This is a genomic window from Fibrobacter sp. (genome assembly GCF_045112255.1).
GTDB lineage: Bacteria > Fibrobacterota > Fibrobacteria > Fibrobacterales > Fibrobacteraceae > Fibrobacter.
Genome location: NZ_JBGUHR010000047.1, coordinates 1 through 15,556, shown reverse-complemented (window position 1 = coordinate 15,556; position 15,556 = coordinate 1). Strand labels below are relative to the sequence as shown.

13 protein-coding genes are annotated in these 15,556 nt (G+C 47.6%); 7 read left to right on the top strand and 6 right to left on the bottom strand.

The window, feature by feature from the left end; translation table 11 throughout:
- On the top strand, positions 1-730 hold a 730-nt coding region (locus ACJMM9_RS06875), incomplete at its 5' end, for a class II fructose-bisphosphate aldolase (protein ID WP_405325017.1).
- A gap of 188 nt (positions 731-918) precedes the next feature.
- On the opposite strand, the gene ACJMM9_RS06870 is transcribed toward ACJMM9_RS06875, so the two are convergent.
- The gene (locus ACJMM9_RS06870; protein WP_405325014.1) at positions 919-1,152 is read right to left on the bottom strand and encodes a hypothetical protein; all 234 of its coding nucleotides are present in this window, start codon (positions 1,150-1,152) and stop codon (positions 919-921) included.
- A gap of 280 nt (positions 1,153-1,432) precedes the next feature.
- Between ACJMM9_RS06870 and ACJMM9_RS06865 the strand changes: the two genes are divergently transcribed.
- Positions 1,433-2,017 (top strand): hypothetical protein, encoded by a 585-nt coding sequence (locus ACJMM9_RS06865; protein ID WP_405325011.1) that lies wholly within the window; start codon positions 1,433-1,435, stop codon positions 2,015-2,017.
- Positions 2,018-2,031: 14 nt separating this feature from the next.
- Here the strand turns inward: ACJMM9_RS06865 and ACJMM9_RS06860 are convergent, their stop codons facing one another.
- On the bottom strand, positions 2,032-4,776 hold the full coding sequence (locus ACJMM9_RS06860) for a TIGR02171 family lipoprotein (RefSeq protein WP_405325009.1): 2,745 nt from the start codon (positions 4,774-4,776) through the stop codon (positions 2,032-2,034).
- Between the two features lie 161 nt (positions 4,777-4,937).
- On the opposite strand from ACJMM9_RS06860, the gene ACJMM9_RS06855 reads away from it, so the two are divergent.
- Positions 4,938-5,177: a zinc-ribbon domain-containing protein gene (locus ACJMM9_RS06855; protein WP_405325006.1), complete on the top strand. Its 240-nt coding sequence runs from the start codon at positions 4,938-4,940 to the stop codon at positions 5,175-5,177.
- Between the two features lie 42 nt (positions 5,178-5,219).
- Here the strand turns inward: ACJMM9_RS06855 and ACJMM9_RS06850 are convergent, their stop codons facing one another.
- A complete protein-coding gene (locus tag ACJMM9_RS06850) occupies positions 5,220-9,203 on the bottom strand; it encodes a response regulator (protein WP_405325003.1) in 3,984 nt (1,327 codons plus the stop codon).
- Positions 9,200-10,291, bottom strand: coding sequence for an HD-GYP domain-containing protein (locus tag ACJMM9_RS06845; RefSeq protein WP_405325000.1), 1,092 nt, complete (start codon positions 10,289-10,291; stop codon positions 9,200-9,202). The genes ACJMM9_RS06850 and ACJMM9_RS06845 overlap by 4 nt, the downstream gene beginning before the upstream one ends.
- Before the next feature lie 195 nt (positions 10,292-10,486).
- Between ACJMM9_RS06845 and ACJMM9_RS06840 the strand changes: the two genes are divergently transcribed.
- A complete protein-coding gene (locus ACJMM9_RS06840; RefSeq protein ID WP_405324997.1) occupies positions 10,487-12,283 on the top strand; it encodes a glycoside hydrolase family 43 protein in 1,797 nt (598 codons plus the stop codon).
- Between the two features lie 30 nt (positions 12,284-12,313).
- Here ACJMM9_RS06840 and ACJMM9_RS06835 read toward each other — a convergent pair whose 3' ends face one another.
- Positions 12,314-12,910, bottom strand: coding sequence for a hypothetical protein (locus tag ACJMM9_RS06835; RefSeq protein ID WP_405324994.1), 597 nt, complete (start codon positions 12,908-12,910; stop codon positions 12,314-12,316).
- 110 nt (positions 12,911-13,020) lie between these two features.
- Positions 13,021-13,569: an FISUMP domain-containing protein gene (locus ACJMM9_RS06830; protein ID WP_405324991.1), complete on the bottom strand. Its 549-nt coding sequence runs from the start codon at positions 13,567-13,569 to the stop codon at positions 13,021-13,023.
- Positions 13,570-13,812: 243 nt separating this feature from the next.
- Here ACJMM9_RS06830 and ACJMM9_RS06825 point away from each other — a divergent pair, with 243 nt between their 5' ends.
- The 3 genes from ACJMM9_RS06825 to ACJMM9_RS06815 all read left to right on the top strand — a co-directional run.
- Positions 13,813-14,508 carry a peptidase-C39 like family protein gene (locus tag ACJMM9_RS06825; protein ID WP_405324989.1) on the top strand — a complete coding sequence of 232 codons (696 nt, stop codon included), beginning with the start codon at positions 13,813-13,815 and terminating at the stop codon, positions 14,506-14,508.
- Entirely contained in the window at positions 14,508-15,200 is a 693-nt protein-coding gene (locus tag ACJMM9_RS06820; RefSeq protein ID WP_405324986.1) for an N-formylglutamate amidohydrolase, read from the top strand. Before ACJMM9_RS06825 ends, ACJMM9_RS06820 begins: the two co-directional genes overlap by 1 nt.
- A gap of 141 nt (positions 15,201-15,341) precedes the next feature.
- Positions 15,342-15,556: hypothetical protein (locus tag ACJMM9_RS06815; RefSeq protein ID WP_405324983.1), on the top strand; the 215-nt coding region annotated here is incomplete at its 3' end.

Below are 15,556 nucleotides of genomic sequence, written 5' to 3'. Positions count from 1 at the left end.
CGTGCTCCACCTCGACCACGGTGACTCTTTCGAACTCTGCAAGGACTGCATCGACAACGGTTTCTCTTCCGTGATGATCGACGGTTCTGCTCTTCCGTACGAAGAAAACATCGCCCTCACCAAGAAGGTTGTTGAATACGCTCACGCTCACGACGTTACCGTCGAAGCTGAACTCGGTGTTCTCGCCGGTGTTGAAGACGAAGTTGCTTCTGAAGTTTCTCACTACACGAAGCCGGAAGAAGTGATCGACTTCGCTACCCGTACGGGCTGCGACTCCCTCGCTATCTCCATCGGTACTTCTCACGGTGCATACAAGTTCAAGCCGGAACAGTGCACTCGTAACGCTCAGGGCAAGCTCGTTCCGCCTCCTCTGGCATTCGACGTGCTCCATGCTATCGAAGCTAAGCTCCCGGGCTTCCCGATCGTTCTCCACGGTTCTTCTTCTGTTCCGCAGGACGAAGTTGACACGATCAACGCCCACGGCGGTAAGCTCCCGGATGCAGTTGGTATTCCGGAAGAACAGCTCCGCGAAGCTTCTCGCTCTGCTGTCTGCAAGATCAACATCGACTCTGACAGCCGTCTCGCTATGACTGCCGCTATCCGTAAGTATTTCGACGAACATCCGGAACACTTCGACCCGCGCCAGTACCTCAAGCCGGCTCGTGAAAACATGAAGAAGATGTACATGCACAAGATCGTGGATGTGCTCGGCTCCAACAACCAGCTCTAAGAGACCGTTCGCGCCTAGAATCACATAGAAATATGTGAGAGGCGCTCACTCTCGCAAAAGCCCTCGGTTAATACCGGGGGCTTTGTTGCTCACAGGAGACCGCTTTATATTTTGTCATCCTGGAGGTCGCGAGACCGATAGGATCCAAGCAAAGAGCTTCAAGACCGTGCGGGTAAAACCGCGCGGTTTTAATTTTTTGAAGTCACTAGAATTACAATTAAACCGATAACAGATACAGATGCCGCAGCAATTCCAACCTTAGTCAATGTTGAAGCGGCCTCTGATTTTGCATTTTCTTCAGCAACACATTCTTCGTATTCAGGCGTTTGTGCATGAAGAGCAGAACAATTTGTCGAAGCACATCCGAACAAGTTGCAGCAAAGAATTGCAGATAAAAAAGTAAATACAAAAGACTTGACCATGGAATACAATTTAAAAACTTTTTTATATTAAAAGCAAATTAAAAAGGGCTTTATTTATGTTCAGAAAGTGCAGTCTTTTATTTTTTATTTCAGCCATTCTTTTGACGTTGAGTACCGTTGCCTCGGCAAATAAATGTACGGATGCTTATTTCAATGCTCAAGCACACTCAATTTTTGATCAAGAAAGCAATCTACGCTTAGACTCCACCTCATTCAGCACATCTCCAGCCGGGTGGAAGGGAAAAAATATTATTACAATAATTCATTAATAGAAAAAGTGATGGTTGACTTTGTAAACAACGTGATGCCACCCGCTTATTGGTTCTTTTATAGAGATACAAATGAAACCGTTATAAATCAAAAAGACTTTTACGAATATATAGACTCTACTTATAAGAAACAGGATACTTTGTTTCACCACCTAAAAGCATACTATAGAACGGAATACGCATATACGTGGATTATTAAGATAACAACAGATTATTACAGTGAAAAAAAGATTTATGAAGATGAAACAAAATTATTAGAATCAATTTTTAAGCAGGACACGATTATAGATATAAACCATTCCAACTACAATACAGATTCATCTTCAGTAGAAAAAACATTTTACATCGCAGACATCAATGATGACAACAAATGCTATGGATACGATGAACAGCAAAATCTTCTATACACATTTACATACAGCACTACTGAGAACGGTTTTTCTTTAAAACAAGATGATGGCGAGAATTACATCGAAATATTCGTCATCAATGAAGATAAAATAACAACCACCCTCCGCAAGACTATCAAGCGCACCAAAATCGCACCCCAAGCCCGTTACTTCGATCTGCTTGGCAGATTCAAGTTCACGAAATAACGATACTCCAGCCGCTACTTTAGTTTTTTTAGCAGGGAATCCAAGCGACGGGTTATCTGCACGGCGCCTGTCCGCGCAAGATGGTCGGTGTTCATCGCCATAGAATTGGGATAATCGTGCTCGCCCATCTTGTTTTCGTTCATCAACCTGAAATTGTCAAATTCAGCTTTGAGCGCATTCAGGGAATCAAGGATTGCAGGGATTTCAGAACGGCGCGGACCATAGCGCCCCCATGAACCGGTTTTACTGTACTGTGGGTTCTGCGGGAAAATAATCCCAACCACGTAAAGTCCACGCTCTTTTGCATTTTCGAGGAATCGGCGCAATCTAGCCAGCTGCCAGCTAACAGCATCCGGTTTTGAATCCATCCAAGCGGAATCAACTTTCACCAGAGGATCACCCCACGAAATGGGGTCGTTAGAACTGAATCCGCGGGTTGCTCTATAATTAATCATGTAAGCATCGGACGACGGGTACGATCCGTTGACTCTCTCGACAAAAGCGTCCGGCAATCCAGATTTCCAGAAATCATGGTTTTTGTCGTAGAGATATCCAGGAGCACCTTCGAAAATAGTCCGAGTCACGTCGTCTCGGTCGCCCCATAAGTCAATATCGAGCGAAAAAACAATCGCCTTCAGATTCTTTGCATGGTTCATGGCGTAGTTTTCGGCTAGATAGAACGACGCATCCATCGAATTGAGCGGATGACCCATGTTCAAGGAATACCCAGCTGTGATGAGATCAGGATTAAGCCCGTCTTCAACACGGGAACTGCCAACGAAGATATATTCAAGTTCTTCGTAATGGTTCCAGAAGAGTTCCATCTTGGGGCGCAGGGCCTGATGCCAGATTTCAAGGCCGGGAGCCATGTACACTCCGGCGCTGTCAGCATCCAAAAGAGCATCCTCTGTAATAGATACACCTCGCATCGCCCACAATGCAGGGTGCCAAAGTTCCTCGCCTTCAGCAATCTCCACGATAGAAGAATCACGCAGCGAGACAACGGCTATTTTTGTATGCGACCCGTTCGCATCCACCAACGTAACCACGGCGATGTCGGTAGAGCCGTTACCCGCCCATTCGGTATGGTCGAAGGTATAGCCCGAGGGCGCAGCAACCGTCTGCACCAACTTTCCCGTAGAATCCGCGACCAGCAGACGCTGGTGCGTATTGTATTTTTGGCCGACAAACTCGCGCCCGGCTTTTCCGGAGAAATCCAGGAACAGCGTACGCTTGGAGCTGTCCTTCGCCAAAGAAACATTGCAGGCCTGGTCCCCACCATACCAGACGATATCGCGAGCGCTCTTGGAGACTGTGGAGCCGGAATTGGCAACACGTGCGCGGAGAAGCCTCGATCCTGTCACGGATAGGGTTCCGTCTTCGCTGATGCCACCATGGTATGCACCGTCAAAGAGTTTCTTGGGCTTGCCGAACTTACCGTTCTTGAATGAAACCTGCCAGGTAGAAGCGCTAAGGAAAGCGGAGTCATCCTTATTGTTGCCAGCATCGCTCACATAGACAATCACCGTATCGCCATTTTCAAGAATACGCCAGCGCGGAATGGCCGCCGATTTCACATCAAGTTTTGCCAGGTTATTGTCAACACCCGCGCGCAGGGAACGCACAAACAAGGACGACGTTCCGGAAATGCTCTCAAGTCCTGTACAATACGCGACTAGTTTCCCGTCAGGCGAAATATCGGGATGGAAAGCGCCTTCCGTACCGGGGAGAGTGACGACAGAAAGTTCACCATTGGAATAATCGACAAACGAAAGCATCTTGCTGACATCGTTGCGGAAAACAAGCTTGCTCCTGTACGTTCCCGTCAAGGCACGGATGGTTGATGAATTCGCAAGCGGGATGACCCTGCTTTCGGAAGCTACACCGCCGCGAACGATCCAAGTCGGGTTTGGAATAGCACCGAATGCGAGACGGAAACCGACATAATCAGCCCGTGTTGACGAGGTAACCGCATAGACGTCGCCACGCGTATACAGAGCAATCGAAGAAGCTTCATTACGATAGCAGCCCCCCTTCACGACACGCTGCCCGAGGGAGCCTCCATCGGGTGCGCCTACGAAATTCTTGAACTTGCCGGATGTGTATTCGCCGAGCCAGTCATTCACCCACTCCATGGCGTTGCCGGCCATGTCACAAAAATCGCCCTCTCCCGCCTTACCACAGACGGCATGCAGCTTGTAATCCGAATTTTGCGCAGTCCAGCCGTTCGCAACATTCCAGCCAACCTTTGCTGCAAGTACCCATTCCGCTTCGGTCGGCAACCTGTAGGCGTCCGTTTCGGCGCGGAAAGCAAATCCCTCTATATTGGTGCAATGATGCTGCGAATCAAACGTGAGTCCGACATAGGTATATGCGGTATCGAAATTTTCGAGCTTGCTGCGTTCATTGGCAAAAAGTACGGCGTCATAAAACGTGACGGACGTCGCGGGAAGATTCTTGTCAGCACAATTCAGCGAAAGACCCGTCGCCGGCTGCATCGCCGCATTGAACTCGCCGCACGTCACCTCGTGACGGCCTAGCGAAAAATCGTAATCGAAAACGGCCTGCATGGCCGGACGATCCATAGACCGCACCTTTTCATCCGTTCCCAAAACGGCAACAGCGCCGGCAGCATTCACATGCAACATGCCCTGGAGCGAATCCACCGTGATTTCGACACCATGCCCCGACAAGGGCATATCAGACGAGCAGCCCCACATACAGGCAAAAGAAATCACGAACAAGGCTATTTTTTTCATTTTCGAAAAGAACATAAATTGAAAAAAATGTTTTGCAATGGTACAATTTTGTCGCCAATATACAAAATATTTTACATCCACTACTACTAAATTTTTTATTATTCATTCGTCTTTTGTATTAACTCACACCTCAAAGGCGCGCCGCGCCGACCTCATAGCCCATGACCATTTGTCCTCATTGCGGCGCCGAGCTGAAAAAAGGCGCAACATTCTGCCCCCACTGCGGGAGCGACAAGAACACCGGCTGGAAAGAAGGCGCTGAATATAGCGACCTAGACCTCCCCGACTACGATGAAATTGTCGAGAATGAGTTCGGCGAAAAGAAGAAAAAAACAAGCCCGCTTGCCATTGCGGCGGCCATCATTATCGCACTTGCATTTATCGCGACAATGATTTTCTAATGAAACGAGATGGAGATGCCCGTTCGGAGACGGGCATGACATTTAATTGCTAGAAGATAACATCTCTTCCAAGCTCTTGAGGGTTTCTTCGGCGGCGGTGAAGTCGTAATCGTCAATCTGGTTTCGCAGTTTCTGCAAAAGTGTATCCTGCTCCTGCGAGAACATGATCTCGTCGAGCGAATCGAGAATGCGCTTGCAGGCTGTAAGCGAACAAGATTCCACAGCCGGCTTGAGTTCTTCAACCGCCTGGGTGAGCTTGCCTATGGCTTCAGGATCCACATGCTTGATAACAACGGATGCATTCGACTGCTCGGAAGCGATATTCTGCATGACAATTTTCAGGTCGTCAATTAAATCCTCAAGAGCCTCTACAAATGCGTTGTATTCGCTGTAATTCTGCTCCTTCTTGAGTAGCGAATTTTCAAGCATCACGCCAAGCGTCTGCACATGATAAGAGCCAATAGTTCCGCAAAGTCCCTTTATCGTATGGACGATGCGCGTCGCTTCTTCAAAATCTCCACCTTCAAAGAATTTTTTGAGCTTAACAGCCACACCACCGTAATCGCGTACGAAGCCCTGAATAATCTTGAAATACAGATTCTTGTTATCATTGGCGTGGTAAAGCCCCGCTGCGGCATCGAAATTGCGGACTTTCAGGAACATCGCCACAATGCTGTCATCAGTACCGGCAGGTTTTGCCTCAGGTTCACTTGTTGTCTGCGCCATTGGCATTGAATCAGCTACAGGCAAGTACTGGGCAAGGACATCGTAGAGTAGCATCGGATCAATAGGCTTTGCAATATAAGAATTCATGCCTGCCTTGATACAGTCGTCGCGGTCCTTCTGGAACGCCCTTGCACTCATAGCTACAATCGGCACTTTCTTGAAGTACTCATCAGAACGGCTGCGGATTGCAATTGTCGCATCAAGACCGTTCATGACCGGCATCTGGATATCCATCAGGACCAAGTCGAACGCATTTTTCTTGAGCAAGTCAAGTGCAATTTGGCCATTGGCAGCAACCATGGTCGCAAGGCCCACGCTATTCAAAAGCGATACCGTCAACTCCTGGTTCATTTCATTGTCTTCTACGAGGAGAATTTTGGCTTCCTTAAAGAAAATCTTATTTTTCTCCGTTTTGACAGCCTTCTGGTATGTCAGCTTTTCTTCGACAGCCTCCTGCATGGCGCTTAACAAAGAGCTGATCTGCAAAGGCTTCGCGACACAGCTGTTAAATCCGATTTCTGTAGCCAGATGGTAATTTTTCTCGTCAAAGTGAATCGGATGCATCAGGATCTTTGGAATCTTTTTCATGTTAGCCGGAAGCCCCTGCACAAAATCGAATCCATTCATGATCGGCATCTGGTAATCAACTATAAAAAGGTCATATGGAGTCTCGCCCGCTTCTTCGTGAGCTTGGATCAAATCCAAGGCTTCGTCAACAGAAGCAGCCTCTTCGACGACACAGCGCAATTTCGTCAAGTAATGTCTCAGCACATCGCGAAGTCTTTCACAATCGTCCACCAACAAGACATTCTTGTTCTTGAATGTCGAGACAGACTTCCACTTGGGTACAGAAGCTTGCTGTGCAATAGGGAGCGTAATCGAGAAATAGAACTTTGAACCCCTTCCGTATTCGCTTTCAACCTGAAGCTCGCCACCCATGAGTTCTACAAGAGACTTTGAGATGACAAGTCCAAGGCCTGTTCCACCATACTTGCGCGTAATCGAGCCGTCAGCTTGCGTAAAGGCGTTAAACAGATGCTGCAACTGTTCGCCAGTCATTCCGATACCCGTATCGATAACGCTAAACGAGAGCTTGACATTGTTCCCTATGACCTGATCCTGCGTTATTCTTAGCGTTATGCTTCCGCTTTCCGTGAATTTGGTCGCATTGTTGATCAAGTTCGTAAAGATCTGAGAAAGGCGCAACGGGTCGCCCATCAAGATTTCCGGAATTTCCGGATCCACATCGACAATCAGTTCAATCGGTCGTCCTGCAATACGGACTTCAGCAAGAGCAGCCACTTCGCCAATCACATCTTGCAGCACAAGCTGCGTAATTTCAAGGTCCTGCTTATTCGCTTCGATCTTCGAGAAATCCAGAATGTTGTTTATGATTCCAAGCAGCGATGTTGCGGCATGGCTTATACGTTCGATAAATCCAAGCTGGCGTTCATCGAGCTTTGTTTCCTGAATCAAGTGCGCCATGCCAATAATGGCATTCATCGGGGTTCGAATCTCGTGGCTCATGTTCGCAAGGAACTCGCTTTTAGCTTGCGTCGCATGTTCTGCAATTTCTCGAGCGGCAACAACTTCAGAAATATCAATCATCGATAGCATGTAACCGACAATCGCATCTTGCACCTTGAGCGTACAAGCTTCTCCACGGAACCATATATCGGTATGCGAATCAAGCGTCTGGAGCTTAAACGTATCTTTCCAGACGCCTTGTTCTGCAAAAGTCTTTTGCAAGGATTCTACAATTTTTTCGGGCATGCCGCACTTGGACATGTTCTGGAGCGATTGTCCAATCACATCCTTCCAGTCTACAACAAGGTAATCCGTCAACTGCTTGGACATGTACTTGACTTTGCAGTTTTTATCAAAGATGACAAGAATCGAATTGCCCGCCGAAAGCATGATCGTATCGAGAATCGTATCTTTCTGGATGCCGCTTGTTTCATCCGAGATCAAGAACAGATAGCGGATAGATCCATCATCTTCGACAAGGAACTGGAATATGACTTTCCACCAGGCGTCTTCGCCAGTACAGCTCTTGACCGGAATAATAATTTGCCGCTCGCTGGCATGCATTTCGCCGCCCTTCGAGACTTTATATACAAACTTCTTGAACTGTTCCGAATGGAAAAATTTCCAGAGGATCTCGCCACGGACATCGTTGCCATTGTTGAAAAATTCCGCAATGTAGGCACTAGCATGCAAAATATCAAATGTATCATTAGTCAGGACAATTCTAAAATTGTCGCTTCCTAAAAGCGTTTCGAACATGGTGCTCGAGCTGACGCTTTCATTCAGGTCTTTCTGGATGAAGAACTTGAAAAGGAACCGTACAATGAGCCATGTGAGAAATATCAGAGCCAAGACAACAAGCGCAACAACAAAAATAATGGCGTTCAAGTTTTCCTGGACTTTTGCAACGACCTTGTTTTTCTGGATGACATGAACAACATAGAAAGGCGCATTCTTTAACGGCCTTACCATAAAAATAAACTTGCGATTTTCTATGCTCGTCTTTTCAAAAAGCGTTACATTCACGGAGTCCAGCTTATCAATCTGGATATCGTCCTGAACTAGATGCAGAAGCCCGGCAACCGTATCCGTAACGATATTGTGCAAATTGGTTTCATACGGGAAATACGTGAACAAGCTGTCGTTTTCGGAACTCACAAGCATCGTGATTCCGCCCTCGGACCGCGCAAACTCGCCCATCAGCTGGCGCACTTTTTGCAAGTCGATGTCGATGGCGACGGCTCCCATGAACGAGCGATTCTTTTCCCAAAGCGGGTACGAATACGTGAGGACGCGCTTTTTTGCCGTTTCATTGATTTCAGGACCTGTGATGGCAAGCCCCTTATGTCTGGACGCTTCAAGGTACCAAGTCCTTATGCGGAACTCCTTTTTGCTCTCGTTCAGCTTAAAGTCTCTAGCCGAAATGTACTTGCCATTTTGCGTTCCATAGTAAATGTCTACAATAAACGAAGACGACTGCTGATGCTTTTTCAGCACCTTCTTGACGTCGGCTTCTTTTGTATGTTGCAAAATCTTCGGAAGCGGCTTGAACTGTTTTTCCAGTTTGGCGAAGAACAGTTCAAGATCGATGACAACCTTGTCCTGGAATTTTGATTCAGCAGAACTGTACGAAGATGTAATTAATGTAGACTTGATGAAATTCGAAAATACAATCACCATCACGATGGTAAACACGAGCATCGGTATGGTGTAAACAAGCGAAATACGCCAACTGAGGTGGCGTTTCTTTTCATTTATGGGACTTGGTGTCAATCCTTACATTCCTCGGAAGAAGAAGTGTCTTTGAACTGCTCGTAAATTTCGGGCAGCTGGTCCGCGATAGCCAAAAACGCATCGACGACATCCGGGTCGAACTGCGAACCACGGCCCCTGATAATTTCTTCAACGGCAACTTTGTGAGGATACGGGTCTTTGTAGGGCCTTTTGGAAACAAGGGCGTCATACACATCGGCGACCGCCATTATCCTTGCGCCTATAGGAATTTCATCTTTTTTCTTGTGGTTCGGGTAACCTTCCCCATTCCAGTATTCATGATGACCAAGAGCCATTTCGGCAGCGATGCGCACCATCGGGTTATCACGCAATTCCTTTGTTGCTTCCTGGAGAACATCATAGCCCATTTGCGGGTGCTGCATCATGATTTCGCGTTCGTCCTGCGTCAAGGATCCCGGCTTGCGCAAAATGCGGTCGTGAATGCCGACTTTGCCAATATCGTGAAGCGGAGCCGCCGTTGCCAGGTTTTCAATATATTCTGGAGTAATCGTATCCGTAAACTTCGGATTCTTGCGAAGTTCTTCAGCAAGACGCTGGACGATAATCTGTGTACGCTTGATGTGTTCGCCCGTTTCCGGATCGCGATATTCAGCAAGTGACCCAAGACTCGTGAGCATGACCTTGAGCGTCTTGCGCAGGTCTGCGGTACGTTCATCGACGAGTTCATGCAGATGGTCTCGTTGAAGCTTTAGCTGGAGCTGATTCTTGATTCGCAGAGTCACAAGAGCCGGATTGAAGGGCTTTGTAATGTAGTCGACCGCACCGAGATCAAGACCAATCTGTTCACTCTTGCTATCGGCCTTGGCTGTTAGGAAAATAACCGGAATCCCTTGCAGAATATTCTTTTCGCGCATGATTCTCAATGTTTCATAGCCATCCATTTCAGGCATCATCACATCGAGTAGAATCAAATCAGGCTTAATCTTTTCTGTGAGTTCAATCGCTTTTTTACCATTAAGAGCAACACAAACTTCATAATCATTCGACAAAATGCCTTCCAAAACATCGATGTTCGTCTTGGTGTCATCAACAACTAATATTTTCAAACGAGAACGGTCCATATTCATAATATACGCTCAATAATCTATATACAGGAACTCATTTTATTCCATCTAAGTACATAAAATAGACTTATTTTTTTGTGGACAATTTTTCAAAACTTTAAAGATCCATGCTTTTTGTTTTTTATCACGGCTGAAATTATATTTATTTCGGTAATTGGTCAATAGATTTTGGTCACTAGTCATTGGTAAGGAGGTTTTATGAAGAAGTTTGTTCCGCTGGTAGCCTTGTTCGCGCTCGGAGTAGAGGCCCAGGAGATTGTCGAAATAGCACCATTCTGGGCGGCACTCGACGATCTTGAACCAGCGGGCATCAACGACCTTTATAACGACCTGAATCTCCCTGACACTATGAAAAAATACGGCCCGTTCCCAGTCAAATGGGAAAGTTCCGACACGCTGTTCTTGGGGCATGACGGGCACATCAACGGACGATTTGTAGGCGAAAACCACGAAGTGACGCTCACGGCAACGCTGTACGACAACGAAAGCACCACAAAGCGCGCAGAAAAGCGCTCGTTCAAGGTTTCTATCCACGGTTTTGAGCCTTACTCCAACTACCTCTTTGCGTACTTCCCGGCCAACGACAACGAAAACATCTATTACGCCCTGAGTAATGACGGCTACAACTTTACACCCATGAACAACGGCAAGCGTGTGGTGGCTGCCGATACGGTGAGCCTCAAGAAAGGTCTCCGTGACCCGCATGTATTGCGCGCACCTGACGGCTGGTTCTACATGGTGAATACCGACATGAAAAGCGCTGAAGGCTGGGCAAGCAACCGTGGCATGGTGCTGATGAAATCACGCGACCTTATCAACTGGAAGCATAGCACCGTGCATTTCCCGGACAAGTACAAGGGCAAGAACTTTGCAAACGTCACCCGCGTATGGGCACCAGAAACCATCTGGGACGAAAATTACGTGAACAAGGACGGGAGCAAGGGCCGCCCGCTCGTCTATTACTCGCTGTTGACCAATGACGGAAGCATCCCGTACGACAAGGTGTTTTTCAATTACGCCAACGAAGACTTTACCGACCTCGAAGGCGACCCGATCCATTTCTTTGACCGAGGCAAATCGACCATTGACATGGACATCGTCTATAATCCTGTAGACAAGCTTTATCATGCGTTTTACAAGAACGAAGGCGATGGCGGCATCTGCAAAGTGCAGGCACAGACTTTAACCACGGAAAACGGTACCAAGGCTCCGACCTGGTACAAGCGTAGCGGCGCATTGCAACAGACGACCGAAGCCGTCGAAGGTGCAGGCGTATTCAAGCTCATCAACCAGAATTCCTGGGTGCTCATGTACGACTGCTACATGAACGGACATTACCAGTTCACGAGCAGCACCGACCTCGAAAATTTCAAGTTCGTGCAAGACACCAAGACAAGCGGCGCATTCACCCCCCGCCACGGCACGATTCTCCCGATTACCGCTCAAGAAACGGCAGCCCTCATGAAGGTCTTCCCCACGCCTGATTTCGAACCGAAGGTGATTGAAATTCCAGATTCCATCGGCGTCTGCGACGGCAAGAAAGTCGTAGGTCCGTGCAGCCCGACAAAAATTATCCCGTACGTGAAAGTTGGCGATGAAGGTTGGAAAGAAACGACCGATTTGAAAGTCGCCAAGGGCACTACAGTGCAACTTGGCCCGCACCCGTGGGACGGCAAAATTTGGAGCTGGGAAGGTCCAGACGGCTTCAAATCCACAGCTCGTGAAAACACCCTCAAAAATCTGGACGGCTCCAAGAGCGGCTATTACACTGTAACGTACACAAACGAAACAGGCTGCAAGAGCGTAAAGAAAATCAAGATTGTCGTAGATGACCCGGACAAGCCGTATGTAGAACAGCCTCCGGTAAGCATCGTGAATCGAGGAATGCGCGAAAGCCGCAAGGACTTGCGTTTGAACCGCAACCCCGTCTATTTCGACTTGCTTGGTAACAGACTTAAAGGCAAACCGAAGAACGGGATGTTTGTTACCAAGTAGGAAGTAGACGGTAGACAGTAGGCAGTAAAATTAGATACCAGCAACAGCCCTGTTCAATTTGATAAACGCATTCACGGGGTCTGCGTAATTCCAGACGCCACCGAGCGATGCAACGCCGGCTGGTGACAACTTCTTAAAATCGTCAATCGTATCCGTATCAACGCCTCCCCATAAAATGAGGGAGGCTTTTGCGTTTATGCTTAAAGAAGATCCAAGCGTTTCAACAGGTTCAATCGCCGAAAGCGGCTGCATAATCGGGCCGACGAGAGCGCCCGCCACCCATTCCGGGAGCTTTTCGGCCTCTTCCGCATTTTTGCAAAGAGCAACGCAGTTGATGCGTTTCCAGCTTTCAGGAACCTCGCCCATAAAGCTTTGTGCATCACAGACGCAACCGCGAACATCAAGCTCTTCGGCCATGTCGGGCGTTCCTCGCACCCAGATGCGGTCGCGCAATTCCATCGGGAGGCCAAGTAGCCAGCGGTCGTAATCGTTGAACGTTGCGCGAGCATTGCCACCTCGCCCGCGCTTGTCGAGAATCAGACGGGTTAAGCCCCGGCGAAACATTTCTTCGATATCGTCGTGTTCAGCAGCAAAATCATCAGGACAAGTATAAAGCCAAAGTCGCATAATAATAGTTACTAGTTAATAGTCAATAGTTACTAGAGCGGCTTCGCCGCGTTTACAAGTTAGTAAAAGATTTTCTAGTAACTAGTAACTTCAAACTCTTAACTGGCATATTAACGAGATTTCACACATCTGACGGAGAGAGCAAATTTTTCGTAGGTTTCATCGTACGATACGCTAGAACGCCCTTTTTCGAATACGACATTGTAGGCATTGCTTACACGAATTTCGTCACCCGTCCAAAAGTAGGCATATTCGTCAAAATAGCTAGAATACCCCATAAAATAATAGCCACCTTGAATATCCGTAATAAAGCCACGCGAAATCAAGGAATCCGCAGCATGCTCAAAACCGCCCACAGCATAAATCAAGCTATCAAAATCAGCCTTAGACGGAAATTCCCATCCTTCCGGGCAGGCATACAAAGCCTCGTCCCATTGATAGAGCCGCCCATTCTTTTCGCAATATTTCGCACTGTCATTATAGCACCAAGACCATCCATGAAGAGTATCCAAATCATCTCGTTCCCATACAACCCGATAATTCAGATTTTCCGCCATCCAAACTCGACCGCCAATTTCAACGGTCTTGTAAGTCTGCAAGTCGCGAGCGTCAACGAGAATATTCGTGCGAGAAGCCTCGCCTGCCTCAGCGCCCGCCAAAGAATCCGAACACGCACAAAATGCGATTAGCAAAAATGAAAAACAGAATGCCCCAAAAATTTCTCTCATATCATTAAATATAATAAACGTTTTTTTCGCAATACAAGAAGGCGATTCCGCCCCGGAACTAGTCCGGGGTGACAAAAGAAAAACGACATGTCAAACCAAGATAATATTTTCTATATTTACGCGCGGATTGACGATTTGATGAACAAACCGCCACGGTTAATAACGAGGCACACGATGGATTTAAAAATACTCCCTCAGCCAGACGATGTTACGTGCGGACCGACTAGCCTACACGCTGTTTACTCCTATCTTGGCTATAACATTTCCCTTAAAAAGCTCATTTCTGAAATTGAATTTCTGGAAGAAGGCGGCACACTAGGCGTTTTCCTTGGTATCGACGCCCTCAAGCGCGGATTCAAGGCAACCATTTATTCGTACAACCTTAAGATTTTTGACCCGACTTGGAGCAATCTCAAGATGCCCGAGCTTCGAGAAAAGCTCGTTGCCTTGCACAAGGCCAAACACGCCCCCAAGCTCAAAAAAGCTATTGACGCCTATATAAGATTCATCGACCTTGGCGGAACTGTCGCTACGGCAGACCTCCGCGCAAGCATGTTTGAAGGTTACTTCAAACGAGGCATCCCTGTTCTTTGCGGCCTTAGCGCCACCTATCTTTACCGCTCCCCCCGTGAATACACGAACGAAAAAGACCAGTCCGTCTTTGACGATATCCACGGCGAACCGATGGGGCATTTCGTAGTCCTTTACGGGCTCGATGAAAAGAAACAGTTCTTGGTTGCCGACCCGGATTGTACAAACCCGATGGCAAGCGGCCCTTATTATAAAGTAGACAAGTTCCGTCTGATCCACAGCATTTTGCTGGGTGTCATGACGTACGATGGAAACATTCTTGTTGTGGAGAAAAAGTAATGAAAGCTCCGGCACTGATGATTACCTGCGAACATGCGAGCAACGCTGTGCCGGATTTTGTCCTGCGCGCTCTCCGCGATTCAAAGATTCCCGATGACGTTCTCGCCTCCCACCGCGCTTATGACATTGGCGCATACAAAGTATTTTCAAATCTTGTAAAACGCCTAAAGCCCGACTTCCATTGCTCCAGCCGATTCTCGAGACTGGTTGTCGATATGAACCGCAGTGCGACCAACAAGACATTCTTTTCTGAATTTACTGTTGGACTACCGAGCACAGTGAAATCGCGCATGCTAAGCCTTTGGCAAAAATATCGCGATAAAATTGAAAGCTTTGTTGCAGGCGTAATACCACCGAACGCGCGTAAAAACGAGAAAAAAGCACCTAAGGAATCGCCTGAAGTTCCGCTCAAAGTCATCCACCTCGGAATCCATAGCTTTACGCCTATATTAAATGGTGTCGAGCGCGATGCCGATGTCGGGATTCTCTATGACCCGAGCCGCCCCGCCGAAGTGAAAATCGCACAAACGCTCATCAAAAGCATCCACGAACGCGCCCCGTGGCTTAGAATCCGCAAGAATTACCCGTATTTGGGCAAGTCCGACGGCCTTACGACCACGCTTCGCCAAAAATTCGGCCCAAGTTACGCCGGACTCGAAATAGAGATCAATCAGAAACTGCTTGATTTTTAAACTTTTTTCAAAAATTGGTTGTCCGTTTGGGATAATCTTATTTAATTTTAAGCTTGGATTTTTGCCCTTCCTGCGTGTATCGCACGCCGAAGGTGTATATGATCAGATTTTTTACGAAAAAACCTAAAAACGGAGATATCCATGGCAAAAAAGATGATTGCGTGTGACGGTAACGAAGCCACCGCTAACGTTGCGTTTGCAGTTAGCGAAGTCGCGGCAATTTACCCGATTACACCGTCTAGTCCTATGGCTGAGCACGCCGACAACTGGAGTGCTGCAGGCAAGAAGAATATTTGGGGACAGGTTCCCCGCGTGTTTGAAATGCAGTCCGAAGGTGGCGCTGCCGGTACCGTTCA

Coding starts and splice junctions, on each gene's coding strand:
- ACJMM9_RS06860 (WP_405325009.1), bottom strand. CDS start 4,776: ATGAAAAAAATAGCCTTGTTCGTGATTTCTTTTGCCTGTATGTGGGGC.
- ACJMM9_RS06865 (WP_405325011.1), top strand. CDS start 1,433: ATGGTTGACTTTGTAAACAACGTGATGCCACCCGCTTATTGGTTCTTT.
- ACJMM9_RS06825 (WP_405324989.1), top strand. CDS start 13,813: ATGGATTTAAAAATACTCCCTCAGCCAGACGATGTTACGTGCGGACCG.
- ACJMM9_RS06840 (WP_405324997.1), top strand. CDS start 10,487: ATGAAGAAGTTTGTTCCGCTGGTAGCCTTGTTCGCGCTCGGAGTAGAG.
- ACJMM9_RS06835 (WP_405324994.1), bottom strand. CDS start 12,910: ATGCGACTTTGGCTTTATACTTGTCCTGATGATTTTGCTGCTGAACAC.
- ACJMM9_RS06855 (WP_405325006.1), top strand. CDS start 4,938: ATGACCATTTGTCCTCATTGCGGCGCCGAGCTGAAAAAAGGCGCAACA.
- ACJMM9_RS06820 (WP_405324986.1), top strand. CDS start 14,508: ATGAAAGCTCCGGCACTGATGATTACCTGCGAACATGCGAGCAACGCT.
- ACJMM9_RS06845 (WP_405325000.1), bottom strand. CDS start 10,291: ATGAATATGGACCGTTCTCGTTTGAAAATATTAGTTGTTGATGACACC.
- ACJMM9_RS06870 (WP_405325014.1), bottom strand. CDS start 1,152: ATGGTCAAGTCTTTTGTATTTACTTTTTTATCTGCAATTCTTTGCTGC.